Annotated in this window: 26 protein-coding genes and 1 riboswitch; of the genes, 19 read left to right on the top strand and 7 right to left on the bottom strand. The window is 61.3% G+C overall.

The window, feature by feature from the left end:
• Positions 1-4 precede the first annotated feature (4 nt).
• The 5 genes from I6E52_RS11245 to I6E52_RS11225 all read right to left on the bottom strand — a co-directional run bounded on the left by I6E52_RS11245 (position 5) and on the right by I6E52_RS11225 (position 6570).
• Complete coding sequence (locus tag I6E52_RS11245; RefSeq protein WP_197157480.1) at positions 5-1285, bottom strand: ABC transporter permease; 1281 nt, start codon at positions 1283-1285, stop codon at positions 5-7.
• Positions 1285-2586 (bottom strand): ABC transporter permease, encoded by a 1302-nt coding sequence (locus I6E52_RS11240; RefSeq protein WP_197157478.1) that lies wholly within the window; start codon positions 2584-2586, stop codon positions 1285-1287. Before I6E52_RS11240 ends, I6E52_RS11245 begins: the two co-directional genes overlap by 1 nt.
• Positions 2583-4097, bottom strand: coding sequence for an ABC transporter ATP-binding protein (locus I6E52_RS11235; protein ID WP_197125902.1), 1515 nt, complete (start codon positions 4095-4097; stop codon positions 2583-2585). The genes I6E52_RS11240 and I6E52_RS11235 overlap by 4 nt, the downstream gene beginning before the upstream one ends.
• 123 nt (positions 4098-4220) lie before the next feature.
• Entirely contained in the window at positions 4221-5360 is a 1140-nt protein-coding gene (locus I6E52_RS11230; RefSeq protein ID WP_197157476.1) for a BMP family protein, read from the bottom strand.
• 88 nt (positions 5361-5448) lie between these two features.
• A complete protein-coding gene (locus I6E52_RS11225; RefSeq protein WP_197157474.1) occupies positions 5449-6570 on the bottom strand; it encodes a mannose-1-phosphate guanylyltransferase in 1122 nt (373 codons plus the stop codon).
• A gap of 90 nt (positions 6571-6660) precedes the next feature.
• On the opposite strand from I6E52_RS11225, the gene I6E52_RS11220 reads away from it, so the two are divergent.
• The 6 genes from I6E52_RS11220 (at position 6661) to I6E52_RS11195 (ending at position 11943) form a co-directional block, all read left to right on the top strand.
• Entirely contained in the window at positions 6661-7791 is a 1131-nt protein-coding gene (locus I6E52_RS11220) for a glycosyltransferase family 1 protein (protein ID WP_197157472.1), read from the top strand.
• 68 nt (positions 7792-7859) lie between these two features.
• A complete protein-coding gene (locus I6E52_RS11215; protein WP_197157470.1) occupies positions 7860-8294 on the top strand; it encodes a MerR family transcriptional regulator in 435 nt (144 codons plus the stop codon).
• A 216-nt stretch (positions 8295-8510) separates the two neighbouring features.
• Entirely contained in the window at positions 8511-8921 is a 411-nt protein-coding gene (gene sdhC / locus I6E52_RS11210; RefSeq protein WP_374059113.1) for a succinate dehydrogenase, cytochrome b556 subunit, read from the top strand.
• 2 nt (positions 8922-8923) lie between these two features.
• Positions 8924-9370 (top strand): succinate dehydrogenase hydrophobic membrane anchor subunit, encoded by a 447-nt coding sequence (locus I6E52_RS11205; protein WP_197157466.1) that lies wholly within the window; start codon positions 8924-8926, stop codon positions 9368-9370.
• Positions 9371-11185 carry a succinate dehydrogenase flavoprotein subunit gene (sdhA, locus tag I6E52_RS11200; protein WP_197125910.1) on the top strand — a complete coding sequence of 605 codons (1815 nt, stop codon included), beginning with the start codon at positions 9371-9373 and terminating at the stop codon, positions 11183-11185.
• Entirely contained in the window at positions 11185-11943 is a 759-nt protein-coding gene (locus tag I6E52_RS11195) for a succinate dehydrogenase iron-sulfur subunit (RefSeq protein ID WP_197157464.1), read from the top strand. Before sdhA ends, I6E52_RS11195 begins: the two co-directional genes overlap by 1 nt.
• Positions 11944-12127: 184 nt before the next feature.
• Here I6E52_RS11195 and I6E52_RS11190 read toward each other — a convergent pair whose 3' ends face one another.
• Both I6E52_RS11190 and ptsP read right to left on the bottom strand, forming a co-directional pair.
• On the bottom strand, positions 12128-13750 hold the full coding sequence (locus I6E52_RS11190; protein ID WP_197157462.1) for a sigma-70 family RNA polymerase sigma factor: 1623 nt from the start codon (positions 13748-13750) through the stop codon (positions 12128-12130).
• Positions 13751-14416: 666 nt separating this feature from the next.
• Positions 14417-16063, bottom strand: coding sequence for a phosphoenolpyruvate--protein phosphotransferase (gene ptsP, locus I6E52_RS11185; protein ID WP_197157460.1), 1647 nt, complete (start codon positions 16061-16063; stop codon positions 14417-14419).
• A 54-nt stretch (positions 16064-16117) separates the two neighbouring features.
• Here ptsP and I6E52_RS11180 point away from each other — a divergent pair, with 54 nt between their 5' ends.
• The 13 genes from I6E52_RS11180 (at position 16118) to I6E52_RS11120 (ending at position 26262) form a co-directional block, all read left to right on the top strand.
• Entirely contained in the window at positions 16118-17230 is a 1113-nt protein-coding gene (locus tag I6E52_RS11180; RefSeq protein WP_197157458.1) for a YihY/virulence factor BrkB family protein, read from the top strand.
• A gap of 44 nt (positions 17231-17274) precedes the next feature.
• Complete coding sequence (locus I6E52_RS11175) at positions 17275-18135, top strand: exodeoxyribonuclease III (protein ID WP_197157456.1); 861 nt, start codon at positions 17275-17277, stop codon at positions 18133-18135.
• A 12-nt stretch (positions 18136-18147) separates the two neighbouring features.
• The gene (gene trpS, locus I6E52_RS11170; RefSeq protein ID WP_197157454.1) at positions 18148-19158 is read left to right on the top strand and encodes a tryptophan--tRNA ligase; all 1011 of its coding nucleotides are present in this window, start codon (positions 18148-18150) and stop codon (positions 19156-19158) included.
• A complete protein-coding gene (locus I6E52_RS11165; protein WP_197157452.1) occupies positions 19158-19724 on the top strand; it encodes a GNAT family N-acetyltransferase in 567 nt (188 codons plus the stop codon). Before trpS ends, I6E52_RS11165 begins: the two co-directional genes overlap by 1 nt.
• 10 nt (positions 19725-19734) lie before the next feature.
• Positions 19735-20292, top strand: coding sequence for a GNAT family N-acetyltransferase (locus tag I6E52_RS11160; RefSeq protein WP_197157449.1), 558 nt, complete (start codon positions 19735-19737; stop codon positions 20290-20292).
• Between the two features lie 16 nt (positions 20293-20308).
• Complete coding sequence (locus I6E52_RS11155; RefSeq protein ID WP_197157446.1) at positions 20309-21064, top strand: HAD family hydrolase; 756 nt, start codon at positions 20309-20311, stop codon at positions 21062-21064.
• A gap of 86 nt (positions 21065-21150) precedes the next feature.
• Positions 21151-21305, top strand: a riboswitch (FMN riboswitch).
• 99 nt (positions 21306-21404) lie between these two features.
• The gene (ribD, locus tag I6E52_RS11150; protein ID WP_197157444.1) at positions 21405-22493 is read left to right on the top strand and encodes a bifunctional diaminohydroxyphosphoribosylaminopyrimidine deaminase/5-amino-6-(5-phosphoribosylamino)uracil reductase RibD; all 1089 of its coding nucleotides are present in this window, start codon (positions 21405-21407) and stop codon (positions 22491-22493) included.
• A gap of 2 nt (positions 22494-22495) precedes the next feature.
• A complete protein-coding gene (locus tag I6E52_RS11145) occupies positions 22496-23119 on the top strand; it encodes a riboflavin synthase (protein WP_197157442.1) in 624 nt (207 codons plus the stop codon).
• The gene (gene ribB, locus I6E52_RS11140) at positions 23116-24408 is read left to right on the top strand and encodes a 3,4-dihydroxy-2-butanone-4-phosphate synthase (RefSeq protein ID WP_197157440.1); all 1293 of its coding nucleotides are present in this window, start codon (positions 23116-23118) and stop codon (positions 24406-24408) included. Before I6E52_RS11145 ends, ribB begins: the two co-directional genes overlap by 4 nt.
• On the top strand, positions 24408-24881 hold the full coding sequence (gene ribH, locus I6E52_RS11135; protein ID WP_100389547.1) for a 6,7-dimethyl-8-ribityllumazine synthase: 474 nt from the start codon (positions 24408-24410) through the stop codon (positions 24879-24881). Before ribB ends, ribH begins: the two co-directional genes overlap by 1 nt.
• Positions 24882-24958: 77 nt before the next feature.
• Positions 24959-25450 (top strand): hypothetical protein, encoded by a 492-nt coding sequence (locus I6E52_RS11130; RefSeq protein WP_197157438.1) that lies wholly within the window; start codon positions 24959-24961, stop codon positions 25448-25450.
• 69 nt (positions 25451-25519) lie between these two features.
• Complete coding sequence (locus I6E52_RS11125; protein WP_197157436.1) at positions 25520-25900, top strand: DUF202 domain-containing protein; 381 nt, start codon at positions 25520-25522, stop codon at positions 25898-25900.
• Positions 25897-26262 (top strand): DUF202 domain-containing protein, encoded by a 366-nt coding sequence (locus I6E52_RS11120; RefSeq protein ID WP_197157434.1) that lies wholly within the window; start codon positions 25897-25899, stop codon positions 26260-26262. The genes I6E52_RS11125 and I6E52_RS11120 overlap by 4 nt, the downstream gene beginning before the upstream one ends.
• Positions 26263-26433 lie beyond the last annotated feature (171 nt).

Genomic DNA, 26433 nt, shown 5'->3' with positions numbered 1-26433 from the left:
AGCGTTACCCCTTTATGTATGGTGTTCCGGATGCTGCTGGCGGCCGAGACTTTCCGACCAGACCGGCGACGGCAATGATTGTCACAACGTACGGCAGCATGAGCATGAACTCGCTTGGAACCGGCGAACCCACCACGCTCAGAGCGTTCTGCAGGTTGCTGGCGAAGCCGAAGAGCAGCGCGGCGAGCGTTGCTTTGATCGGGTCCCAGCGACCAAAGATCACGGCGGCGAGAGCGATAAAGCCGGCGCCCGCGGTGACATCCTTGCCGAACTGGCCTGTCTGGCTCAGCGTGATGAATGCTCCACCGAGACCGGCAATCGCGCCGGCAAGGGCGACGTTCCAGAAACGGGTAAGCGTCACGTTGATGCCAACGGTGTCAGCGGCCTTGGGATGCTCACCGACGGCACGCAGACGCAGCCCCCAGCGAGTGCGGTACAGCGCGAACGCAACGGCGGCCACGATGACGTACAGCAAGTAGACGATCAGCGTCTGCTGGAACAGCACCGGGCCGATGATCGGGATGCCGCTCAGCAGCGGAATCGATAGCGTCGAGAACCCTTCCGGGTTGTTCAGCTGCTCGGGGTTGTCCGTAAGCCACGTCGAGTAGAGGAATCCGGTGAGACCCGAAACCAGAACGTTGATGACAACACCAACGATGATCTGATTGACGAGGTACTTGATCGCGAAGACCGAGAGCAAGAACGACACGAGCATTCCGGCGACAGCTGCCGCAAAGAGTCCCGCGAATGCTGAGCCAGTGAGGGTTCCGACGACGGCGGAGACAAACGCACCGGCCAGCAATTGGGCTTCGATCGCGATGTTGACGACACCGACGCGCTCGGAGATGACACCACCGAGAGCACCGAATACGAGTGGAACGGCAAGCACAAGAGAGCCAGCCAGCAGTTCAGGAACGCGAAGCGTCTCATCGGCAGCAGCCCACGTGAGGAAGCCGGTGAGAGCGAGAATCGCACCCACAATCGGAATCCACTTAGGAACTGCGCGATCCTGCGAGATCATGAATGCCGAGCCGACCGCGATCAGCGCGGTCAGTATCGTAACGACGACACCGGTCGCGAGCGCAGGCAAGTGAACAACCGGCAGTTGGAACAGGTCGGAACCCGTGGAGAGGTTGAACCCGGTGGGGGCGTCCTCAGCGAAGCCCACAAAGAGCACGCCAGAGATCAGCGAGACAATCGCGAATGCGATCGGGAGCTTCCAGCTACGACGATCGATCTTCGATCCTGCGTGGCTTTTGCCTTCAGAAGTTTTGGTGAAAGTCATTAGCTGACCACCTTCTTTGCGCGAGCGCCGGGTTGCGGCAGTCGGAACACAGCCCTCACGAGCGGCGGAGCTGCGATAAACAGCACGATGAGGGACTGAACAACGAGAACGATGTCAATCGGGATTCCCTGCGAAGCCTGCATGGTGAAACCGCCTGCTTTGAAAGCACCAAAGAGGAGGCCGGCAGCGAAGGTACCCCACGGAGTTGAACGCCCGAGGAGAGCAACGGTGATGGCGTCGAAGCCGATTCCCGCATCGACCCCGGAGGTGAATCCGCTCGTGGTCGTTCCGAGCACCTCGGTGCTCGCAGCGAGACCGGCGTAGCCACCGGCGATCAGCATGACGTAGATGTAGATGCGCTCGACCTTGACACCGGCGACGCGAGCCGCGTGAGGGTTGAGGCCCACAGCGCGGAACTTGAAACCGAGGCTTGAGCGGTCAATGAGCCACCAGGCCACAACGGTAGCCGCAACCACGAGCACGAAGCCCCAATGCAGCTTGAAGCCGTCACCGAAGATGGGCTGTAGGACCGCACTTTCCGCTGCCGGTGGGGTCTTCGGGTTGTTGGAACCTGGGTTCTTGAGCAGATCAGTGCGCAGCAAGAAGCTGATCAGGTAGTAGGCAACGTAGTTGAGCATGATCGTGACGATCACCTCGTGAGCGCCGGTACGCGCTTTCAAGAGGCCAGCGATTGCACCCCAGAGGGCGCCACCGATGATTCCCATGATCACAGCAACGGTAACGTGGATGACGATGGGCAGATCCCACGCGAAGCTTGCGTAGCCGGCGAATGCTGCACCGACGATGATCTGGCCGCGGCCACCAATGTTGAACAGACCAACACGGAATGCGATCGCGACGCCGAGCCCGGCGGCGATCAGCGGCGTTGCGAAGACCAAGGTCTGCGTCAGCGGCTTAATGGCCGAGAGGAAGTCATCGCGACGGAAGTCGTAGATCGATCCTTGGAAGAGAGCCAGGTAGGCACCACCGACGGCAGAGCCAATAGCAGCGAAGAAATCGCCGGGGCGGGCGAAGAAATATCCGGCCGTCTCTTGCACGTCGGAATCGGTGAAGGCAATGAGCACGCCACCAATCAGGATGGCCAAGACGACGGCGAGCAGCGACAGCAGTGCGTTGCCCGAGGCGATTTCGCGGAACGCATTCGTCCAGCGGACGGTGTCCTGGTTTGTTTCCGAGTTCGTGGCAGTCTCTGTCACGGCCCCTTGTTCGGCTTTCAGGTCTTCAGGCTTCTGGTCTTCAGGCTTCTGGTCTTCAGGTTTCTGTGGTGTTGGCTCGCTCATGCTGCCTCCTCCGTAATGCGTTCGCCGGCCATCATGAGGCCGAGTTTTTCGCGCGGGGTATCCGCAGGCACGATTCCAACAATTTGTCCCTTGTACATGACCGCGATGCGGTCAGCGAGGGAAACGACTTCGTCGAGTTCAGTCGAGACGACGATCACGGGCACACCGCGATCACGCACTCGAACGATCTGCTCGTGAACAAACTCGATAGAACCAACGTCGAGTCCACGCGTGGGCTGCGAAACGACCAACAACGACAGCTCGCGGCTGAGTTCTCGAGCCAGCACTACCTTCTGCTGGTTACCGCCCGAGAGCTTCGAGACGAGCTCGCCAATGCTCTGAGCGCGGATGTCGTATTCCTCAAGCTTCTCGGTCGCGAACTCGGTGAGCACGTCCGTTTGCAACGTGCCGTACTTGACGAACGGTTCCCCGTCACTGCGGTCGAGCATCAAGTTTTCGGCAACCGAGAACGCACCGACGAGACCATCGAGAGTGCGGTCTTCCGGCACATATCCAACGCCAGCATCAAGGATTTGGCGGGCGTTGAGCCCGAGCAATTCGATGCCGTTCAACGCAATTGACCCGGATGCTCGCTCTTGCATGCCGAGCAGCGCTTCGGCCAGTTCAGTTTGACCGTTGCCCTGTACGCCCGCGATGCACAGGATCTCTCCACCCTGAATCGTGACGCTGAGGTCTTTGACTGCACGGTGCCCAAGTTCATCAGCGATCGATAGCTTGTCGATCACGAGGGAGTTGTCGGTGAGCTGCGCCGGAGCCTTGTCGATCGTGAGGTCGACAGCGCGGCCGACCATAAGCGATGCCAGTTCTTCCTTGTTCGCACTCGGGTCTGCTTCGCCGACAACTTTTCCGAGGCGGATGACGGTGATGCGGTCCGCTACTTCGCGGACTTCACGCAGCTTGTGCGTGATGAAAACAATGGAGGTGCCTTCGGATTTGAGCTGGCGCATAATGGCCATGAACTCGTCGGTCTCTTGAGGCGTGAGCACGGCGGTCGGCTCATCGAAGACCAGAATTTTAGCTTCACGAGAGAGCGCCTTGACGATCTCTACACGCTGCTGCACGCCAACCGGTAGATCTTCAACGAGAGCGTCCGGGTCGATGTCGAACCCGAAGCGAGCGGATATGTCGCGCACGAGGGTGCGGGCGGCTTCGAGGTTGAGGAGCCCGGGGCCATAGACCTCTTCGTGGCCGAGCGCCACGTTCTCTGCGACCGTGAACACGGGGATCAGCATGAAGTGTTGGTGGACCATGCCGATACCGGAGCGCATCGCGTCTCCTGGGCCTGCAAAGTGACGCACCTCGTCATCGATGAGAATTTCGCCCTCCTCAGCCTGATACAGGCCGTAGAGCACATTCATCAACGTTGACTTACCCGCGCCATTCTCGCCGAGGAGGCAATGGATTTCGCCCTCTTCGACCGTGAGATCAATATGGTCATTCGCGATTAGGTCACCGAAGCGCTTGGTAATACCTCGCAGCTCAAGTTTCACAATCTCTCCTCAGTACTGTGACGGGCATCATCGCCGTCGTCGGGTTTCACAAGAATAGCCTCAGAGGACTAGTCCAAAACGAAGGGGGCTGACCCTCAGGCCAGCCCCCTCAGTTCTATCTAATTAGTTCAGGTACGACGTTACGGCGATGTCGCCGGAAATGATGCCGTCCTTGACGGTGACGAGCTCAGCTTCGAGCCCTGCGTCAACCTTCGACTCGAACTCGTGGAACGGCGCGATGCCAACTCCACCGTTTTCGAGGGTTCCGATGTACGGGGTGGTGTCGAGCGAACCAGTCGATGCCTCGTTCACGACGTCTTCAACTGCAACGCCGATCTGCTTGAGGATCGAGGTGAGGAACAAGTCCGCAGCTGCGGTCTCGGTCTCGGTCAGGTCAGCGTCTACACCGATCATCGCGATGTCCTTGCCGGAGTCGCGGATTGCCTCAACCGCGCTCTGGAAGATCGGTCCACCGGCAGGAAGCAGAACGTCTGCACCCTGGTCGATCAGGTTCTGAGCTGCTGCACGCGAGTCGGTTCCAGGAGCGAAGGTACCGATGAAGGTTCCGTCCTGCGCTGCAATGTCCCAACCGCGAACGGTGACGTCGGTGCCCTTTTCGGAGTTGTAGTACTCAACACCCTGTGCGGTTCCGTCGAGGAAGATCGAAACGGTGGGGAAGTTCATTCCGCCGTACATTCCGATAACACCGGTCGTGGAGTAGCTAGCCGCGGCGTAACCTGCGAGGAATGCAGCACCGGCGGTGTCGAAGAGAATCGGCTTGATGTTCGGAGCGTCGATCTCTCCGTCGAAGTCATTGTCAGCTGCGTCATCAACGATGGCGAAGTCGATGTCAGGGTTTGCAAGAGCAAACTCAACGGTGGCTGCGGAGAGGTTAAATCCGACAGTGACGATCAGGTCGCAACCCTCGGCAACGAGGCTTTCGATGTTGGGTGCGTAGTCTGCATCGCTGGTCGACTCGACAGCGTTGAATTCAACGCCGAGTTCGTTGGCTGCCTTTTCGATACCTTCGTAACCGAGCTGGTTGAACGACTTGTCGTCGAATCCGCCCGAGTCAGAAACCATGCAGGGAAGGTAGTCAAGCATTTCGCCTGATCCGGCTTCGGTCTCTTCGGGTGCTGCAGCGCAACCGGCGAGTACGAGTGCGCTCGTTGCAACAAGCGCCATGCCGCTGAGTGCGCGGCCGTGAGTGCTGATTCTCAAGGTGTCCTCCAAGATGCTGTCCGACAGAAATTGTCGAAACATAGTGAACCTACGCTACCGAAGAATCAAGGAATGCATTGTGCGAATATGAGCGCCGAAGCCGAATGGTTACAAACGCGAAATACGGTTGTCACAACACATCATTACGTCCAGAGACTTTTAGAGCATCCACTACAGATTTTACTCTCTGAGCGTTTGCAGTTGTAGTAACCAGCAAAGCATCGGGGGTATCGACCACGACAATGTCGTTTACCCCAATTAGGGAAATAAGCCGGTCAGTCTGACTAATCACTACGCCCGTGGACTTATCGGCTAGGACGCGAGCATTTTCGCCGAGGATCGCGAGGTCTGATTTGCGCCCACCCGAGTGCAACTTGGCGATCGAGGCGAAGTCTCCAACGTCATCCCAATCGAAGTCTCCGGGGATAACAACGAGGCGGCCCTCTTCAGCGGCCGGTTCGGCCACGGTGTAGTCGATGGCGATCTTGGCCAGATGCGGCCACACGGCATCCACAACGGCGCCGCGCTCAGGAGTGTCCCAGACCTCGGCAAGCTGGGTGAGCCCCGCGAGCAGTTCAGGCTGCGCTTTGCCGAGCTGTTCGAGCAGCACGTCGGCACGCGAGATGAACATCCCGCCATTCCAGAGGTAGTCGCCACTGGCGACGTACGTCTGAGCAGTCTCGAAGTCGGGCTTCTCGACGAATGACTTCGCCATGACCGCACTCGGAGCACCTTCAATTTCAAGAGCCTCACCGCAGTGGATGTAGCCAAATCCGATGGCCGGCTCAGTGGGGGTGATGCCAATCGCGGCGATGTAGCCGGCGTTGGCCACGGCGATCGATTCGCGAACACTGCGCCTAAAGCCGCGGATGTCGCGAATCACATGGTCAGCAGCAAACGATCCGATGATGACGTTGGGGTCGCGCTTGAGCAGGATCGCGGCTGCAAGCCCGATCGCTGCGGAGGAGTCTTTTGGCTCGCTTTCAAGAACAACGTTGGGGTCGCTGAGTTCGGGCAGCTGCTTTTCGACAGCGGCGCGGTGCGCGCGCCCTGTGACGACCATGATGCGGTCGGCGCCGGAGATCGGTGCGAGGCGGTCCCAGGTGTCCCGCAGCAAGGTCTGGCCTGATCCGGTGAGGTCGTGCAAGAACTTGGGGGCGTCGGCACGCGATAGCGGCCACAAGCGTGACCCGATACCGCCCGCGGGGATCACGCTGTAAAAATTGTCGAATGGTGCCTGGTTGTGGCTCATTCCTCCACCTTAGACTTCAGCACCCGTTAACTCGCCGGTTATCCGCACCTTCTACAGTCAGGGTCACGACAACCGATTGAGGTGCTGATTGTGCGAGTCGCCATTGTGAGCGAAAGCTTCCTCCCCACTGTCAACGGCGTCACCAACAGCGTGCTGAAGGTGCTCGACTATTTGAGCGCCGAAGGCCATGAGGCCATTGTGATTTGTCCATCGGCCGGCGCCCCCAAGACCTACGCGGGATTCACGGTGCATGCGGTGCCCGCGCTGGCTTATCGGCAGTTTCCTGTTGGCTTGCCTAATCCGCAAGTCCACAAACTGATCGCCGATTTTCGCCCCGATGTGGTGCACGCGGCTGCTCCCTTTCTTCTCGGTGCTCAAGCGATCTCGTCAGCGAATCGCCTCGGCATCCCTGCTGTCGCAATCTTCCAAACGGATGTCGCTGGCTACGCGCGCCGCCACCGCCTCGGTCAGGCGACCAAGCTGGCGTGGCGCATCGTGCGGTGGATCCACGATGGTGCCGAGCTCACGCTTGCCCCGTCGAGCACCGCTATGACGGATCTGCGCGCTATCGGCCTCACCAAACTTGAACGCTGGGGTCGCGGCGTGGACCTCACGATGTATCACCCCGCCAAGAAGCTCTCGCCCGCGACGGTGAAGCTGCGCAAGCGCCTCTCCCCCCACGGTGAAGTCGTCGTGGGATACGTGGGACGCATCGCTCCCGAGAAGCAGGTGGAGCGGCTGCGATCACTTCGGGGGCTCAGCGGGGTGCGCGTAGCGATCGTGGGAGACGGTTCATCTGTGCCTCTTGTTAAGAGGGAGCTTGCCGGCATCCCGGTGACCTGGTTGGGCAAGTTGGGGGGCGAGGAGCTCGCTACCGCTTACGCGGCGTTCGACATTTTTGCGCACACGGGAACGGAAGAGACGTTCGGCCAAACCTTGCAGGAAGCACACTCGGCGGGCTTGCCCGTAGTGGCACCCCGCTCTGGCGGCCCGATTGACCTGATCGACCATGGCACTAACGGCTTCCTTTTCGAAGCCGACAACGAGGATCAGTTGCGCGCCTATATAGAGGCACTCGCCATCGACCCAGCACTGCGAGCTCGCATGGGTGAAGCCGGGCGGCGCACGGTGCTCGGCAAATCGTGGAGCGGCATCTGCGCCGAGCTCGTCCAGCACTACGAAGCAACAATTGCGGCAGTACCCGCACCGCTTCCTCGCTAGCTAGTTGCGCACTGTGCCCACACTGACTTGACTTAGAGTGCGCTCTAGCAAGGAACATAGGTGGCACGATGACAACCGCTAACGAACGAGTACTCACCATTGGCGAGGTTGCCGAGGCGACCGGCGTCACCGATCACACGCTTCGCTACTACGAGAAAGCAGGACTTCTTGTGGTTCCCCGCCTCGCGAACGGTCAGCGGCGTTACCGCGAGATGGATGTCAAGGCCGTTGAGTTCATCGGCCATCTTCGTCGCACCGGAATGCCCATCCGCACCATCCGGGAGTATGCCGATCTGGTGCGGAGCGGCAAAGACACCTCAGCGGAACGGATGCGCTTGCTCGAGCAACACCGCGAAAACGTTGTGCGCGACCTAGCCGAACAACAGAAGCACCTCGATGGGATCACTCTGAAAATTGAGTGGTATCGAGCAGCGATGGATCAGCGACAAGATTCTGGTCCACAGTTCGCAGAACCTTTGTCGTCAGCTGCACTTGCTCAGTAGATTCGGCGCTGCATCGCCAGAAGGCCTCGTTAAGTTTCACAATATTCTCGAAAACATTCCGGATATCTCGCTATTTAGGGTCGACTGGGAAGCGAGGGCCCTCTAGCGGGAATAGAATAGTAAGAGTCCGCCTGTGCGGACACTCATCGGTCGCGGTGGACGCGACCCCACACCGCAAGGAGGGTCCTCGTGCCAGAGAAGTCGGCGAGTAACCTAGTGGCGGAGCCGCAGTCGCCGCCCAAGATTCGCTCACCCAAGAGACCTGCTGGCACCCTGTACCGGGGTAAAGAGGGCATGTGGTCGTGGGTGCTGCACCGTATTACCGGTGTTGCTATCTACTTCTTCCTCCTCGTGCACATTCTCGACACCGCCCTCGTGCGTGTTAGTCCTGAGGCCTACAACGCGGTGATTAACACCTACAAGACGCCCATCATGGGCCTGGGCGAGATTGCTCTCGTTGCGGCGATCGTGTTCCACGCGCTCAACGGACTGCGCATCATCCTGATCGACTTCTGGGCGTTCGGTGCCAAGCACCAGCGCACCATGTTCTGGGTCGTCATCGGTCTCTGGGTGGTACTGCTTGCCGCGTTCATCCCCCGCCAGCTAATGCACGTCTTCGGAGGTTGAGAATGAGTCTCATCGAAGCCCCCCGCACCCCAACCCGTGGCCACCGCACCGGTGGAATCAACTGGGAAAAATGGGGATGGATCTACATGCGCGCTTCTGGCGTCGTGCTGATCGTTCTGATCTTCGGCCACCTCTTCGTCAACCTCGTTGCTGGCGAGGGTGTCAAAGCTATCGACTTCGCATTCGTCGGCGGAAAGCTCGCTGACCCGTTCTGGATCGTGTGGGACGGCCTCATGCTGTGGCTCGCACTCATCCACGGCGGTAACGGAATGCGCACGCTCGTGAACGACTATGCAACCAACCCCAAGGTGCGCAAGGTTCTCATGATCGGAATTGCCGCATCCACGGTCATCCTGATTATTTTGGGAACGCTCGTGATCACCACCTTTGACCCCTGCCCAGCCGGAGCTGACCCAGCTCTGCTCCCCAGCTTCTGTGAGGCATCTTAATTGGCAACGATTAACACCGGCGACATCGCCGACGGAACCGTTATTGACGGAATCCACTACCACCAGTTCGACATCGTCATTGTGGGCGCCGGTGGAGCCGGCATGCGAGCCGCTATTGAAGCCGGCCCGCACGCCAAGACCGCCGTGATCTCCAAGCTCTACCCCACGCGCTCGCACACCGGTGCAGCGCAGGGTGGCATGGCTGCTGCTCTCGCCAACGTTGAAGAAGACAACTGGGAATGGCACACCTACGACACCGTCAAGGGTGGCGACTACCTCGTCGACCAAGACGCGGCAGAGATTCTCGCCAAAGAAGCCATCGACGCCGTTGTAGACCTTGAGAACATGGGTCTACCGTTCAACCGCACCGAAGACGGCAAGATCGACCAGCGTCGCTTCGGTGGCCACACTCGCGAGCACGGCAAGGCTCCGGTTCGCCGCGCCTGCTACGCCGCTGACCGCACCGGCCACATGATCCTTCAGACGTTGTACCAAAACTGCGTCAAGCTCGGCATCAACTTCTTCAACGAGTTCTACGTGCTCGACCTGGTCATGACCGAGGTCGATGGCGTTGACGAACCGTCGGGCGTTGTTGCCTACGAGCTCGCTACCGGCGAGCTGCACGTGTTCCAGTCGAAGGCGATCATCTTCGCTACCGGTGGATTCGGCAAGATCTTCAAGACGACATCCAACGCTCACACCCTCACCGGTGATGGCGTCGGAATCATCTGGCGCAAGGGCCTGCCGCTCGAGGACATGGAATTCTTCCAGTTCCACCCCACCGGGTTGGCTGGCCTCGGCATCCTGCTCTCCGAAGCTGCTCGTGGAGAGGGCGCGATTCTGCGCAACTCCGAGGGCGAACGCTTCATGGAGCGCTACACGCCGACGCTCAAGGACCTCGCGCCGCGTGACATCGTTGCGCGTTCGATGGCCACTGAGATTCGTGAAGGCCGTGGAGCTGGTCCCGACAAGGACTACCTGTTCCTCGACATCACTCACCTCGAGCCGGCCGTCATTGACGAGAAACTGCCGGACATCACCGAGTTCGCTCGCACCTACCTGGGCGTCGAACCGTACACCGAGCCGGTTCCCGTGCTGCCAACCGCGCACTACGCGATGGGCGGCATTCCCACCAACGTTCAGGCCGAAGTGCTGCGCAACAACACGGATGTCGTCAAGGGCCTCTACGCCGCTGGCGAGTGTGCGTGTGTTTCCGTTCACGGATCCAACCGTTTGGGAACCAACTCGCTGCTCGACATCAACGTCTTCGGAAAGCGTGCCGGAAAGGCAGCCGTTGAGTACGTCAAGACTGCTGAATTCGTGCCGCTGCCCGAGAATCCTGCCGGGGGCGTCAAGAACATCCTCGACATGGTTCGTGCCGGCGATGGCACCGAGCGCATTGCCGTTATCCGCAAGGAACTGCAGGTCTCGATGGACCGCAACGCGCAGATCTTCCGCACGGATGAAAGCCTCGAAGAGGTAACCAAGCTCATCCAGACTTTGCGCGCTCGCTACAAGAACATCCGCCTCGACGACAAGGGAAAGCGGTTCAACACCGACCTGCTCGAAGCCGTAGAGCTCGGCTTCCTGCTCGACCTCGCTGAAGTGCTCGTGTTCTCGGCTCGGTCTCGCAAGGAAAGCCGTGGCGGCCACATGCGTGAGGACTACCCCGATCGTGACGACGAGAACTTCCTCGTGCACACCATGGCGTACCTCACGGGCGACCCAGAATCAGAAGAGGCGGGTGACCACATCCGTCTCGACTGGAAGCCGGTAGTGATCACTAACTACCCGCCGATGGAAAGAAAGTACTAATGAGCACTGCCGTCGCTGATAACAAGCCTGCCGCAGCAGAGGTCGTTCCGACCTTCACTGCGACGCTCATGATTCGTCGATTCAACCCCGAGGTGGATGAAGAACCGCGCTGGGAAGACTTCGACGTCGAGCTGTACGAGACCGACCGTGTTCTCGACGCTCTTCACAAGATCAAGTGGGAACAGGACGGGTCGCTGACCTTCCGTCGCTCCTGCGCGCACGGCATTTGTGGTTCGGATGCGATGCGCATCAATGGCCGCAACCGCCTCGCCTGCAAGACCCTGATCAAGGACCTCGACATTTCGAAGCCGATCTACGTGGAGGCCATCAAGGGTCTCCCCCTAGAGAAGGACTTGATCGTCGATATGGAGCCGTTCTTCGACTCCTTCAAAGAGGTCAACCCGTTCCTCATGGCTGGCCCTGTCAAGGGCGGCAAGGAACGCAAGCAGAGTCCTGTGGAGCGCGCCCGCTTCGACGACACCACCAAGTGCATCCTGTGCGCTGCGTGCACGTCGAGCTGCCCCGTGTTCTGGACCGACGGACAGTACTTCGGTCCTGCTGCCATCGTGAACGCGCACCGCTTCATCTTTGACTCGCGCGATGAGGGCGCCGGCGTTCGCCTCGACATCCTCAACGACAAAGAGGGCGTGTGGCGTTGCCGCACTACCTTCAACTGCACCGACGCGTGCCCCCGTGGCATCCAAGTCACTCAGGCAATCGCTGAAGTGAAGCAGGCCATCATCAAGGGCAAGCCGTAACCGTACGCTCGCTTAAACAAGATCGCCCCTGGCGCTACCGAGGTAGCGCCAGGGGCGATTTGTTTGTGTGCGTCCGTCACCCACGGCGAACGCCCACAGTAGGCATTCGGGTTGCCTACTAAAAGAGACTGGTCTCTCGACAGATTATGACGAGAAGAATGTGCAAACACCCCCGAACTGGGGTTTAGCTCAGTAAACGAACGTTGACGCCTTGGTTATCACCCGACGATAGCTGGAGGGGTTCGATGAGGTCATTGATGAGGCCATCGACGGTGCCGAGGAGTCCCCCGAGCAAGCCGCCGCCGCCCACCAGGCCGCCCAAATAGTCACGATCGACGGTCTGCACCAAGTCGAGCGATGACAACCCACCCGGGATACCGGTGACGTTCAGCGCAAAAGTGCCGTCGCTCGATACCGTCGTCGTCGCGTAGACGAGCCCCGCCGCCTGCAGCGAGAGGTGCGCGCCCGGAGTGGCGGTTCCGATGAGGTTCAGGTCGATGTCGGTACCCACAACGCCGCCAGGGGCCGTGTGACCTTCGGGAGCAGCTCCTCCAGTGACAGTGCCGATGACGGAGTCGACAAGCCCCCCAACGACATCTTCAACAGAATCGACGAGCCCACCCGAGCCGGTTGTAATGCCACCGGTATCGGTGCTCGCCTCAATCGAGGGAACCGTGGGGACCGTGGGAATCGTGATGTCGCTGGGATCGGTGCGAGAACCGCCGAGGTTGTCACTGACTCCCGAGTTCGTCACGTCGGGGTTGCCCTGACCGTCAGAGGTTTGGCTCGTCGATGTGCCCTCGGCACTCGTGGATCCGGGAGCTGTAGGAGCAAGAACAACAAGTGAGCCGGTAAGGGCTAGCGCGGCAGCAAGCGTGCCGGCGACCGCAACGGGAAGTGCCCCGGCGCTGGCTCCGCCTGCGGCAGCCACGCCGCCAGCGCCCACCAGATGCGTACTGGCGACCACCGCTGCCGGCATGGCCGGCGCCGCTGCTGCGGTAAGCGACGCTGCGCCGCCCTGCCCGAAGGCACTCAGGAAACCGCCACCAGCAACGCCGCCCAGCAGCATCGGGATCATCACGAGTGCTAGGCGTGAACCAACCTCGTCGACCTCTTCACACACGATCGCACAGCGAGCGCACGAAGCGAGATGGGCTTCGATGCGTGTGGTGTCTCTGCCGCTGAGGCTCTTGCGAGCATGCTCGCCAAACTTTGACATCGCCCACTGGCATTCGCCGGATGCCGTTGCGTCGTTGATATGAGCCTGCAACCAGGCTTTGCGAAGACCTTCACGCGCGCGGTACGACAGCGCAGCGACGCTGTTAGCGCTCATGCCGAGTAGTGGCCCTACCTCGTGAGGGTCCATGCCTTCAACCTCGGTGTACCACAGCACTGACTGCCAGCGTTCCGGAAGTTCACGGAAGGCTTTGGCGGTGAGCGAGTGATCGAGCGCAACTGCAATGGGGTCGTCGAGAGTCTTGGGGTCTTCGAAGTCGGCGATCTCATCCACTTGCACTTCGCGCGAGGCAGCGCCCCACGTCGACGCGAGGTTGCGGATGGTCGTATAGAGGTAGGGGCGAAAGGCACCCTGTGGGCCGCCACCCGCCAGCACACGCTGGTAAATACGCGCGAACGACTCAGACACGAGATCGTCCGCGTCTATCGACGTGTACTGACGGGCAACACATATTCCCGAGCGGTAGTGGCGACTCCAGAGCTCGGCAAAGGCGTTTTGTACCCCCGTACGCGCCTGTGCCAGCAGCTGCTCGTCCGAAGTGGTTAGCTTCGGTGCCACGATTCCGCTCATCCCCCTGATCCATTTCCCGGGCCTCTCTTTGTCCCTTTGGGGCGAAGATTTCAGAAACAAAACCTTCTTACCCAAAGAGACCGATGAACCCGTCCTCTATGACGCAGACTATCGAAAGTTCTCAGAAATTTGTGCCCCCCATAGGGGGGAACAGCTTGTTCTGTCCCGAATGATCAAGCGTTATAGCGAATTTCAGAGTAACGCTGACGAGTTCATGAGCACTGCCACTGGTAGACCACCTGCACTGGATGGAAGCGCTCTCTCGGGCGCGGGACGGTCAGCGGAGAATTTGTGCCGATTGTGCGCTTCCCTGCAACCACTCGAACCACTTTTGCTGGTCAGGCCAACAAATTGCTCGCTCCGGCGGCACCACCCGTGAAAGCACTTTGTACCCCGATTTTTCGAAACACGTTTTTGAGAAGAGTTCAGCTCCATGCGTGCACGCTCCCAGTTCGCGCGAGATGGACCTTTTAGCTGGACCACTTTCACGCTCGTGGAGTTGCTAAGAGCCACGGGTGCGCCCGCAGCGTAGTGACGCCCATACCGGTAGGTACTCGAAAAAGTTTGTGGCACAACCCTCGCCGAGACCTCCGACGGCCGATTTAACGACGTAGCGCCACGATTCCCGAAGGAATCGTGGCACGACGAAAGAGTTATTCGAGCGAGCTAGGCAGCGTTCGCAGCGGCCTCACGAGCGGTCGGCCCGGTGGTCGCGTTGATGGCGGCCGCGGCGCGAGCCTTGGCCTGTTCGAGCGTGACCGTCAGCAGCTCGGCACGCACGTCGGCGAGCGCCGCGGGTGTCATCGAGAGGCTCGTGACTCCCAGACCGACAAGAACGATGGCGAGCTGCGGATCGGCGGCAGCTTCACCACAGACTCCGACAGGCTTGCCGGCAGCGGCCCCAGCGTCTCCGAGCATCTTCACCATGCGAAGCACGGCAGGGTGCCACGGGTCTTGGAACTTGGCGAGAGTGCCGAGCATCCGGTCTGCAGCCAGCGTGTATTGAGTGAGGTCGTTGGAGCCGATCGAGACGAAGTCGCTGCGTTCGGCAACCTGGTCAGCGAGCACGGCGAGCGAGGGAACCTCGGCCATGACACCGACGGTGTTGAGACCGAGTTCGCGGCCAAGGGAGACGAAGTAGTCGGTCTCCTCAGCATCCGACACCATCGGCGCCATGACCCAGAGGTCAGCGTCGGTAGCGTTCTGAGCGTTGACGAGGGCAGTGAGCTGGTCGCGCAGGATGTTCTCGTTGACACGAAGCGAGCGAAGGCCGCGCTGGCCGAGGGCGGGGTTTACTTCTTCACCCATGTCCATGAAGCTCAGCGGCTTATCAGCACCGGCATCGAGGGCACGAACGACAACCTTCTTATCCGGGAAGTGCTGCAGCATCTCGGTGTATTCCTTGGTCTGCTCTTCAACCGTAGGAGCCGAGGTGGCATCAAGGAACATGAGCTCAGTGCGGAAGAGGCCGACACCTTCAGCGCCGAGTTCGACCGCCTGCGCGGCCTCAGACGGAGTGCCGAGGTTGGCGAGCAAAGGAACGAGAGTTCCGTCAGCGAGAGCTCCATCAGTGATGGGGGCGTCTGCAGCGGCAGCGAGCTCGGCGATGCGGGCTTCTGCTGCGGAGACTTGCTCAGCGGTGGGCTCGGTTGTGATGATGCCAGCTCCGGCATCCACAATCACCACAGTGTCGTCGGCAAGGTCGAGTGCTTCTGCGACGCCCATGATGGCGGGGATAGCCTTCGATCGGGCAAGGATCGCGGTGTGGCTCGTTGGCCCACCCTGGCGGGTAACGAGAGCGAGAACCTTGTCGAGCTCAAGCAGCGCTGTGTCAGCCGGAGCGAGGTCATCGGCAACGAGCACGAACGGCTCATCGCGCTGCGGGACACCCGGGGCTTCCACGCCACGCAAGCGAGCGACTACACGCTGGCTCACGTCGCTGAGGTCGGTGGCTCGTTCGGCCATCATGCCGCCCAGAGACACAAGCATTTCGCGGAACGAAGCGAAGGCCTCGAATACTGCGCGTTCGGCAGCTTTGCCGCCGTCGATCAGCTCGTTGACGCTATCGAGAATCGAGGGGTCTTCAGCCATGAGGGCTGTAGCGGTGAGAACCTCATTGGCTTCGGCATCCGCTTTTTCTGCGCGAGCACGCAGGTCAGCAGCCACAAAAGTGAGTGCGGATGCTGCCGCTTCTTTCTCTGCTGCAGCATCGCCGGAATGGCGAGCATCTTTCGGTTCCGGAAGGGGGTCGGGCATCCGCACGACTTTTCCGACAGCAACCGATCGTCCGACTCCAACACCCTGAAGTTCCATGTGATCTGACCTCTCCTCTGAGTTACGCACAGACAGCCTAGCTATTCTTATTGGATGCAGCTTGCGCAACGACTGAAACCAGCCATTGAGTGGGTACTCCAGCTACGCCCGGTGCGTGTCTTTATGCACTACGCGGAAAAGTTAGGACCACTCCTCTCATCGGGACTTTCCTACCAAGCGATCTTCGCCGTCTTTGCCGCAATCTGGGTCGGTTTCGCTGTCGCCGGCTTCATTGTGCAGGGCGATCCAGTATTGCTCGATGCGGTCTACAACTTCATTTCTACGAACATCCCTGGCCTCATTGGCGATGGCAGCGGCAACGGCGCCATCAGCCGCGACACCCTCGCCGACACCAGCATTTTGGGTATCACCGGTGTCATTGCTGCCTTTGGTTTGGCGTTTACGGCTCTGGGCTGGATCGCCTCGGGCCGCAGTGCCGTTCGTTCCATGTTTGGCCTCGAGAGTTCCGAGACGAACTTCCTTATTTTGAAGCTGAAAGATGTCGGGCTGGCGATTGGCTTCGGCCTTGCCGTTCTGCTGTCGGCTGCGATGTCTGTCGTGAGTTCTGCCGCTCTGAACTGGATTCTCGGCCTCGTATCGATCGATGAAGACTCCGATGTCGCGATCATCGCCACTCGCGGTGTCGCCCTCGTGATTGTGCTGCTTCTCGACACGGCCACTCTTGCCGTGTTCTATCGGGTAGTTTCCGGCATCAAGATCCCCTTCCGTGTGCTCGCTCAGGGAACGATCATTGCGGCCGTTGCGCTTGGTGCGCTGAAGTTTGGTGGTGGTTTCTTGCTGGAAGGTGCCACCCGCAACCCGCTGTTGGCATCCTTCGCCGTGATTATCGGTTTGCTGATCTGGTTCAACTTGATCTGCCAAATCATCTTGATCGGTTCGGCGTGGATTGCAGTCTCCGCCGATGACGCTGACCTCGACATCAGCGGCGAGAAGCGTGACGCCGAGGCGCCGCGGGCCGTGGCAGCGACGAAGGCCGCCGATGACGCGAAAGCGAACAAGGCCGTCAAAGCCGAGCGCAAGGCACAGCGTCAGGCCAGCCGCACACCGCAGGCAACTCCCGAAGAGCAGAGCGAACTCGACAAAGCCAACGAAGTGAAGTTCAAGCGCACCTTCAAAAGGATGATGAAGCGCAACAGCAAGAGGTAGCTGACGGTCACCACAGGGTCAGTGGCGCTCGGTAGTCTTGAGGCATGGCAACACGTCTTCGCATCGCATCCGTCAACGTCAATGGTGTTCGCGCCGCCTACCGCAAGGGCATGGGCGATTGGCTGGATGCCCGGGACATCGACATTCTGGCACTGCAAGAGGTTCGCGCCGCCGACGCCGACATCGAAGGGCTGCTCGGCGATGGCTGGAACATTCTGCACGACGCTGCGACAGCTAAGGGCCGCGCGGGAGTCGCGCTGGCCTCACGCAAGGGTTCGGCGGCATCCGCCCCTCTTGCTCACCGCGTTGCACTGGGCGCCGACGATTTCGATAGCGCCGGGCGTTGGCTCGAAGCCGACTTTGACGTCAACGGCACAACCGTCACCGTCGTCAGCACCTACGTTCACTCGGGCGTCGTTGACACCCCGAAGCAAGTAGAAAAGTACAAGTTCTTAGAGGCCATGCTCGTGCGCCTGCCCGAGCTTGCCGCCCACAGCGACCACGCTCTCATCGTCGGCGACCTCAACGTTGGTCACCGCGAACTCGACATTAAGAACTGGCGCGGCAACCGCAAGAAGGCCGGCTTCCTGCTCGAAGAACGCGCCTACTTCGACCGCATCTTCGGCGCGGCCGGCGAGACCATCGAATGCGTTGATGGCACGACCGCGCCCGGCCTCGGTTGGGTGGATGTCGGCCGCCAGTTCGCCGGTGAAGTCGACGGCCCGTACACCTGGTGGTCGCAGCGCGGCCAAGCTTTCGACACCGACACTGGTTGGCGTATCGACTACCACGTCGCCACCCCCGCGCTTGCAGCCACCGTTGCGGATTACCGCATCGACAAGGCCGGCGCCTGGGATGAGCGCTGGAGCGATCACGCTCCCGTCGTTGTTGACTATTCAATCTGAAAGAATTAGCCCATGAGCACCACACCTCGCCTGTTTTCAGGCATGCAGCCCTCTGCCGATTCGCTCCACGTAGGCAACTACATTGGGGCGCTCCTGCAGTGGCGCGAAATGCAAGAGAACTACGACGCCGTCTTCTGCGTAGTCGATATGCACGCCATCACCGTTCCGCAGGAGCCCGCGTTGCTGCGCGCTCAAACTCGTCGCACCGCCGCGCAATACATCGCCGGCGGCATCGACCCTGAACACTCTGTGTTGTTCGTGCAGTCTCAGGTTCCCGCTCACGCCGAACTTGCCTGGGTGCTCAACAGCATCACCGGTTTCGGTGAAGCTTCGCGAATGACCCAGTTCAAAGACAAGTCAGCCAAGCAGGGATCGGATTCCGCCTCCGTTGGCCTCTTCACCTACCCGGTGCTGATGGCCGCCGACATCCTTCTCTACGACACCGCCATCGTGCCGGTCGGTGAAGACCAGCGTCAGCACATCGAGCTCACGCGTGACCTCGCCACCCGCTTCAATTCGCGATTCGGCGACACCTTTGTGATGCCCGAACCGCAGATTCAGAAGGCCACCGCCAAGATTTACGACCTGCAGAACCCCGAGTCGAAGATGAGCAAATCAGCGACGACCGATTCCGGAGTGCTGTGGTTGCTTGACGAGCCCTCCAAGACGGCAAAGAAGATCAAATCTGCCGTGACGGATGCTGACCGCGAGATTCGTTTCGACCGCGGGGCAAAGCCCGGCGTCTCGAACCTGCTCACGCTGCACTCCACGTTTAGTGGGACATCCATTGCCGATCTCGAAGCGCAATTCGAGGGCAAAGGCTACGGCGATCTCAAGAAGGAAGTTGCTGAGGTTGTTACCGAAGAGTTCGCTCCCGTGCGCGCCCGCACGCTCGAACTTTTGGATGACCCCGCCGAACTCGACCGCATGCTCAGCAAGAACGCCGAGCGCGCCAACGAGATGGCTCAGAAGACGATCGACCGCGTTTATGACCGAATCGGCTTCTTGCCGCGGGTGCGCTAATGCAGGTCTTTAATCTCGCCAGCGAACGCCTCACCCTCGACACCCTCACCGGTGACGATGCTGAGCTCATGACCGCGTACTGCCAAGACCCGATCTTTGAGCACACGCTCACGATCCCGTGGCCGTATGCCAAATCGGATGCCGAATTCTTCATCAACAACCTCGTAGCGCAGTGGTGGGAAGACGACGACGAGTACACCTGGGCGATCCGCGAAACAGGTAAGCCCGAGCTGCTCGGCGTCATCAGCTTTCGCCTCTACAACGACACCATCGGCTACTGGATGGGCGAACCCCACCGCGGTAAAGGCCTCATGAAAGAAGCTGTCGCGGAGGTCTGCCGCTGGGTCTTCTCTACTGGTCGCCCCGAAGTGCGGTGGGAAGCCCTCGTGGGCAACAAGGCCTCTGCTGCGATCGCGAAGAGCCTCGGCTTCATTTACACCGGCATCGAGCCCGCCTCGAGCGAGTACCGTGGCGGCACGCATCCGCCATCGTGGTGGGCAACGCTCACCGCTCCAGACGAGAACCCCACGTATGAGGTCGAATCCGGCCAGCCGTGGCCGGTGTAGCGAGCAACGCATGCAGCCCGTTGTCCTGACGACCGAACGACTCACTCTCGTCGCGCTCACAGACGCTGATGTCGACGTGATGACCTCGTACTGTCAGGACACGGTGCTCAAAGATGCGGTTCCTGTCCCGTGGCCCTACGAGCGGGAGCATGCGGACGGGTTCATTAATGAACTCGCACCCCAGTGGTGGGCAGAGAGCTCCGAATTCACGTGGGCTATTCGCCGATCCGGCGATCCGCTGCTGCTTGGTGTCGTTGGATTCAACGTGAAGAGTTCTGCGCTCGGCTATTGGTTGGGGGCTCCCCACCGCGGTAAGGGTTTTATGCCCGAAGCAGTCGCCGCTGCCGCGAAATGGCTTCACTCGATGGGGCACGCTGAGCTGCACTGGGAGGCAGTCGTGGGAAACGCCGCCTCGGCACGCGTTGCCGAGAAAGTCGGCTTCGAATACACCGGCACCGCGCCTGCGTTGGGTCAATTTCGTGACGAGACCCACCCGCTGTGTTGGCACGCTCGCCTCACTGCCGACAACGCTGAACCAGCCCACGCGGCGCTGCCGTGGCCGACATGACCCGAAACGGACGTGCATGACATTCACCGTCGCCCTCTTTGACCTTGACGACACCCTGTTTGCCCACCGGGCATCCGTCGACCTTGGCATTCGCAACCACCGGCGATCGCTCGGCGCTGCGTTCGCTGCGGGGCCGACCAGCGACGGCAGCACCGTGTGGCCCGACGACGCGGCGGAGAGTGTGCGCTGGACCGCGCTCGAAGAACACCACTATCACCGCTACCTCGGCGGCGAACTGACCTTCGAAGGTCAACGCCAAGCCCGCGCCCGCGGTTTCGTCGAGCCCTACGGCGTGATGCTCAACGACGCCGAATCCAGCCAGTGGTTCGACACCTACTTCGAGGCCTACCGCGATGCCTGGCACCTGCACGATGACGCCCTGTCCTGCCTCGATTCGTTGGATGCCCGCTCCCCCACCACCCGCCTCGGCATCATCACCAACGGCGAACTCGACTTTCAGGTGCGCAAAGTCGACACCGTCGGTCTCACGCACCGAATCGAGCACCTCGTCGCGAGCGGCGAATTCGGGCACACCAAACCCGACCCGCGCATCTTTCACCACACCTGCGAACTCTTCAACGTCGAACCCGCCAACGCGGTCTACATCGGCGACCGGTTAGCGACGGATGCGCTGGGAGCCGCGAATGCCGGGCTCACCGGGGTGTGGCTCGACCGCGAGCGCAACGCAACCACCGACCAGCTCGACGAAGCGCGGGCGGCCGGCGTCAGCGTCATCCATTCGCTTGATGAATTGGCGGGGCTGCTCGGCTAGAGCATCTTCATAGCTCCGTAACAAACTGAGAGGTTCGGGCGGGAATAGTTTGCGGCGAGACGCGTTGAGTAGACTAAGCAAAGCAAAACGTGCTCCGGGGCTCGGTGAGAATCCGAACCGGCGGTTATAGTCCGCGACCCGCGCCGAAGTGACAACTTCGAAACGGTTGACCTGGTGAAACTCCGGGACCGACGGTAATGAAGTCGCAAGCCTTCTCAGTCCGGATAAGAGGAAGCACGAGCTGAACCATCTAGCGTGCCCACATTCTGGGCGAACTCGATAATTCAGTGGGTTTTTCGAACCCATTTTCCCGGAGCGCGTCCCACGAGACGAGAGCCGGATGACCACACCAGAACAGCAGGCACAGCTGGAGAAGCTGATGCGTCATGCGCTGTCACTGGCAGGCCACGGCCCCATCACCGGCGGTAACCCTCAAGTCGGTTGTGTGCTCGTGGATGCCACCGGCAAAATTGTTGCCGAAGGCTGGCATCACGGTGCAGGCACTCCTCACGCTGAAGTTGATGCCCTCGCCAAATTGGGCGGCGACACTTCCGGCCTCACCGCCGTCGTCACCCTCGAGCCCTGCAACCACCACGGCCGCACCGGCCCCTGCGCTCAGGCGCTGCTCGATGCTGGCGTGAGCCGCGTTGTGTACGCGGTGTCTGATCCCGGGCCGCATTCCGGCGGCGGCGGCGAACGACTGCGCTCCGGTGGCGTCGAAGTAATCGCCGGTGTTGCCAAAGCTGAGGCCGAGGACTTTTTGCATTCGTGGCTCACGGCCACTCGCTTGCAGCGCCCACACGTCACCGTGAAGTGGGCATCCACCCTCGACGGTCGTGCTGCGGCCGCCGATGGCACGAGCCAGTGGATCACCGGCACCGCCGCCCGCCAGCACGTGCACGAGCAGCGAGCGCGCGCCGATGCGATCGTCGTGGGCACGGGCACAGTGCTCGCCGATGACCCGAGCCTGACCGCGCGGGGCGACGCCGGCGAACTGCTTGAGTCGCAACCGCAGCCGGTGGTGCTCGGTCGGCGCGAGATTCCGGCGGATGCGCAACTGCGCCAGCACCCCGAAAAACTGCGTCAGTTTGACGGCAGCGACCTCAACGCCGCACTGAGCGAACTGTTTGAGGCGGGCATCCGTCGCGTTTTCGTTGAAGGTGGCCCGACCATCGCGAGCGCTTTCATCGCCGCGGGGCTTGCGGATGAACTGCTCATCTACTTGGCCCCGAAATTGTTGGGCGGCCCCAAAGTGGCGCTCGGCGAGCTCGGGGTATCAACCATGGCTGAGGCGAAAGATCTCAGCATTACCGAACTTCGCCCGCTGGGCAACGACGTACTGATTGTCGCCCGTCCGGTGGCACCCAGCGTGCCCGCCCAGCCGGCAGCAGAGCCAACGGTCGCCCCGGCGACAGAGACGGACGCGTAACCATGTTTACCGGAATCATTGAAGAGCTCGGCGACGTCGTCGAGTTTGCGGCGACCGACGATGGCGCGCGACTGACCGTTCGCGCCCCGAATGCGGTGTCGGATGCCGGCCACGGTGACTCGATCAGTGTCAGCGGCGTGTGTCTCACCGTTGTCGATCAGGGCCCGGACTGGTTCACGGCCGATGTCATGGGCGTCACTCTCGACATGAGCACGCTCGGTTCGCTTGCCGCCGGCGCCCGCGTGAATATTGAGCGCGCGATGCAGGTCGGCGATCGTCTTGGCGGCCACATCGTGCAGGGCCACATCGATGGCACGAGCACCGTGCTGAGCGTCACCGATGAGGGCAGTTGGAACATCCTGCGCTTCAGTCTCACCGAAGAACTCGCGCCATTGGTCGCCCGCAAGGGGTCGATCGCGGTGCACGGCGTCTCGCTCACGGTGAGTGCTGTGGGCCACGATTGGTTTGAGGTCTCGCTGATTCCCGAGACCCTTACCGCCACAACGTTGGGAGCGCTCGCTGTGGGCGACTCCGTCAACATCGAAACCGACATTCTGGCCCGCCACGTGGCCCGGATGGCGGAGTTCACCGACGCACCTTCGCGTCACGAAAGGAGCGAGTCATGAGCCTCGCCAGTATCCCCGATGCCGTTGAGGCACTCCGCGCCGGTCGCCCCGTCATCGTTGCCGATGATGAGGGCCGCGAGAATGAGGGCGATGTCATCATCTCCGCCGAGCTCGCCAGCCAAGAATGGATTGCCTGGATGGTGCGCCACTCCTCGGGCTTCATCTGCGCTCCCATGACGAATGAGATTGCTGACGCCCTCGCCCTGCCGCCGATGGTTGCTCACAACGAAGACCCCCGCGGCACGGCGTACACCGTCTCAGTGGATGCCGCCAACCGTCTCAGCACCGGCATCAGCGCTTCCGACCGCGCTCACACTCTGCGCGTGCTGGCCGATCCGCTCTCGATGCCGTCGAGCCTGCACCGCCCCGGCCACATCCTGCCGCTGCGCGCCGTCGATGGTGGCGTGCGCGAGCGTGACGGTCATACCGAGGCATCCGTCGACCTGATGAAGCTCGCGGGCCTGCGACCGGTCGCGGCGATCTCGGAGATCGTGCTCGACTCCGGCGAGATGATGCGACTGCCGGATCTGATCGAGTTCGGTGCGCGCGAAGACGTGCTCGTCATCACGATTCTGGATCTCATGCGCTGGCTCGAAGAGAACCGCTGCGACACCATCCCGGCGCCGATCGAGCCAATCCCCGAGATGAGCCGGGTGACGTTCGAGGTCGAAACCACGATCCCGACCGTGCACGGCTCGTTCACGGTGCGGGCGTACCGCGACAACTCGACCGGTGCCGACCACGTCGCGTTCATCGCGCCGGGAACCCTGGATCGAATCGGCGATGAGCCCACTCTGGTGCGCGTTCACTCCGAATGCCTCACCGGCGAAGCATTTGGTTCTCTCAAGTGCGAATGCGGCCCCCAGCTGGAGGCCTCACTCGACACCGTGCAGCGTGAGGGCGGCGCCGTGATCTACTTGCGCGGCCACGAAGGTCGCGGCATCGGACTCATCAACAAACTGCGCGCGTACCGCCTGCAAGAAGATGGGCTCGACACCCTCGATGCGAACTTGGCCCTCGGCCTGCCTGCTGACTCCCGCGACTATGGGGCTGCTGTCGGCATCCTCAAAGACCTCGGTATCTCGTCGGTGCGGTTGCTCAGCAACAACCCCGAGAAGAAGCGCCAGCTCGAAGAGCGCGGCGTCGAAGTGACCGAGCTGATGCCTCTCGTCGTTGGCGTGGGCGCCGGCAACGAGGGTTACCTCGAAACGAAGCGTGACCGCATGGGTCACCAACTCCCCACTACCGCCGTGCTCGATGAAGCACGACTTACCGCGAAAGGCCTCTGATGAGTGGCGCAGGATCCCCCGAAATCGTTACCGATGCAACCGGCCTCAAGGTCACGATCATCGCTGGTCAGTGGCATGAGGTCATCACCAACGGCCTGCTCGCCGGCGCCCACCGCGCGCTCAAGGCGGCGAATGCCGAGGTGACCGAGGTGCGCGTTCCCGGCAGCTTTGAGCTGCCCGTCGCGAGCAAAGCAGCCCTGGATGCTGGGGCGGATGCCGTGGTTGCTCTCGGCGTCATCATCCGTGGCGGAACACCCCACTTTGAATACGTGTCGGATGCCGCCACCAGCGGCCTCACGCAGGTGTCGATCCTGACCGGCAAACCGGTGGGCTTTGGCGTGCTCACGCTCGACGACGAACAGCAGGGCCTTGATCGTGCGGGGCTCGAAGGCTCGAAAGAGGACAAGGGCGAAGAAGCGGCCAACGCCGCTATCGCGACCGCGGTGTTATTGCGGCAGCTGCGCGGCGAATAACTTCTGAGGGGATGGCTAGGGTGAACCTTTTTCAGCAACCCTAGCCATCCAGCGGAACACCGCCCTAGGCTGGCGGCATGCGAAACTCACAGCGAATGACGCACTCTGCTCGATCCCTCGGGGCGCTAGCGATTCTCGGCCTCGCGATTGCGGTCTCCGGATGCACGCCCGGAAGCCCTACGGAGGCGGATTCCACCGCAACGCCGACCTTCATCCCGGATGAGGAGAGCGCGTCAGCTTCGGCCGATCCCACGAGCGATCCGATCGAAAGCACGGCTCCCGGCAGCGGGGTCGCTTTTCAGATGCACGACAAATACACGCTGTATGCGGACGGTCCGGGCACCGTGGTTCTCGCCGGACAAGCGCTGACCGGGAATTTCCGAGTCGGAGACGGGCTCGAGCTCCTCGGCGGCGGCCCCGATACCGGCATCGTGATCCTCGAGATCAGGCAGGGCGTGCCAAGCGTCGCCGTTGATTCACTCCCTGCGGGCGAATTCGGCGACATCCTCATCAATGGCAGCTGGGACGATTACGACTTCGACGAGAAGTTCGTGAGGCCGACGGAGTAGATCTCCGATTGGCTCCTCGGTGATCGCCTTTCGCTCCCCCCGATAGTATCGGGGCATGAAGGATCGCTCGTGACCGAACCAGTACAGCCCCCTCCTCGCCGCTTTCCGCGCCGCGTCTACGGCGTTGGCACTGAGCCGGATGCCCGCTTCAGCCTGGCGAACGAGCGCACGTTCTTGGCATGGATCCGCACCGCCCTCGCGCTTATCGCTGCGGGTGTGGCGCTGGAGGCATTCGTGTTGCCGATCGCTCCCGGGTTCCGGCTCGGGGCATCCGTGCTGCTGATTCTGTTGGGCGTACTTGCCCCGATGCAGGCGTGGTTCGGCTGGATGAAGGCCGAGCAGTCGTTGCGTCTCGGACGCCCACTGCCCTCCCCTAACCTCGCTGGCCCCATCGGCGGCGGCGTTGTCGCGGCCGGGCTGCTGCTCGCGATCGGTATCCTCCTCCAGTGACGCGCGCCTTCGACCGCCCCTTCGATGCCGGCCTGCAAGCGGAACGCACCGCTCTCGCCTGGCAACGCACCGTGCTGTCGTTTGCCATCGCCGCGCTGGTCTCTGCCCGCCTCCTCCTCAACACCGTCAGCATCGGCAGCTACGCCGTGGCAGCGCTCGGCCTCATCATGACCGCCGTGCTGTTCTGGGTCGGGCACCGTAGATACCGCGCCGTGCATACGACGTTGGTTCAGGCATCCACCGACCGTGTTCGCCTCGCGAGTGCTGCGCCGCTCTTTCTCTGGGCGCTAGCCGTGTTCGTGCTCGCCGTCGTCGGTGCGGTGTTCGCCGCGCTCGGGATCGTCGCGACGCTAGAGCCTTAGCCACGTCGGCGCTCGGCGCGAGCAGCCGTGCCTCCCGGCGGCGACCTCTGTTCACCGCCCACCGGCGTAGCAACATCCGCACAGATACACCGGATGTTGTACGCAGCGCCCAGACAGAAGGCTTAGTGTTTTAGAGGCTGATTGCTGATGCCGATGTCGCTGAACACTCGC

Source organism: Salinibacterium sp. NG253 (genome assembly GCF_015864945.1).
Taxonomy (GTDB): domain Bacteria; phylum Actinomycetota; class Actinomycetes; order Actinomycetales; family Microbacteriaceae; genus Rhodoglobus.
The sequence above is the reverse complement of the archived record's forward strand: the minus strand, read 5'-3'. Positions and strand labels throughout refer to the sequence as shown.

Bases quoted from the DNA above. Each gene is read 5' to 3' on its own strand.
- I6E52_RS11180 (WP_197157458.1), top strand. From the start codon at position 16,118: ATGCAGCTTGCGCAACGACTGAAACCAGCCATTGAGTGGGTACTCCAG.
- ribD (WP_197157444.1), top strand. From the start codon at position 21,405: ATGACCACACCAGAACAGCAGGCACAGCTGGAGAAGCTGATGCGTCAT.
- ribH (WP_100389547.1), top strand. From the start codon at position 24,408: ATGAGTGGCGCAGGATCCCCCGAAATCGTTACCGATGCAACCGGCCTC.
- I6E52_RS11240 (WP_197157478.1), bottom strand. From the start codon at position 2,586: ATGAGCGAGCCAACACCACAGAAACCTGAAGACCAGAAGCCTGAAGAC.
- ribB (WP_197157440.1), top strand. From the start codon at position 23,116: ATGAGCCTCGCCAGTATCCCCGATGCCGTTGAGGCACTCCGCGCCGGT.
- ptsP (WP_197157460.1), bottom strand. From the start codon at position 16,063: ATGGAACTTCAGGGTGTTGGAGTCGGACGATCGGTTGCTGTCGGAAAA.
- I6E52_RS11160 (WP_197157449.1), top strand. From the start codon at position 19,735: ATGCAGCCCGTTGTCCTGACGACCGAACGACTCACTCTCGTCGCGCTC.
- I6E52_RS11205 (WP_197157466.1), top strand. From the start codon at position 8,924: ATGAGTCTCATCGAAGCCCCCCGCACCCCAACCCGTGGCCACCGCACC.
- I6E52_RS11175 (WP_197157456.1), top strand. From the start codon at position 17,275: ATGGCAACACGTCTTCGCATCGCATCCGTCAACGTCAATGGTGTTCGC.
- I6E52_RS11165 (WP_197157452.1), top strand. From the start codon at position 19,158: ATGCAGGTCTTTAATCTCGCCAGCGAACGCCTCACCCTCGACACCCTC.
- I6E52_RS11245 (WP_197157480.1), bottom strand. From the start codon at position 1,285: ATGACTTTCACCAAAACTTCTGAAGGCAAAAGCCACGCAGGATCGAAG.
- I6E52_RS11190 (WP_197157462.1), bottom strand. From the start codon at position 13,750: ATGAGCGGAATCGTGGCACCGAAGCTAACCACTTCGGACGAGCAGCTG.
- I6E52_RS11230 (WP_197157476.1), bottom strand. From the start codon at position 5,360: ATGTTTCGACAATTTCTGTCGGACAGCATCTTGGAGGACACCTTGAGA.
- I6E52_RS11195 (WP_197157464.1), top strand. From the start codon at position 11,185: ATGAGCACTGCCGTCGCTGATAACAAGCCTGCCGCAGCAGAGGTCGTT.
- trpS (WP_197157454.1), top strand. From the start codon at position 18,148: ATGAGCACCACACCTCGCCTGTTTTCAGGCATGCAGCCCTCTGCCGAT.
- I6E52_RS11225 (WP_197157474.1), bottom strand. From the start codon at position 6,570: ATGAGCCACAACCAGGCACCATTCGACAATTTTTACAGCGTGATCCCC.
- I6E52_RS11145 (WP_197157442.1), top strand. From the start codon at position 22,496: ATGTTTACCGGAATCATTGAAGAGCTCGGCGACGTCGTCGAGTTTGCG.
- I6E52_RS11155 (WP_197157446.1), top strand. From the start codon at position 20,309: ATGACATTCACCGTCGCCCTCTTTGACCTTGACGACACCCTGTTTGCC.
- I6E52_RS11130 (WP_197157438.1), top strand. From the start codon at position 24,959: ATGCGAAACTCACAGCGAATGACGCACTCTGCTCGATCCCTCGGGGCG.
- I6E52_RS11215 (WP_197157470.1), top strand. From the start codon at position 7,860: ATGACAACCGCTAACGAACGAGTACTCACCATTGGCGAGGTTGCCGAG.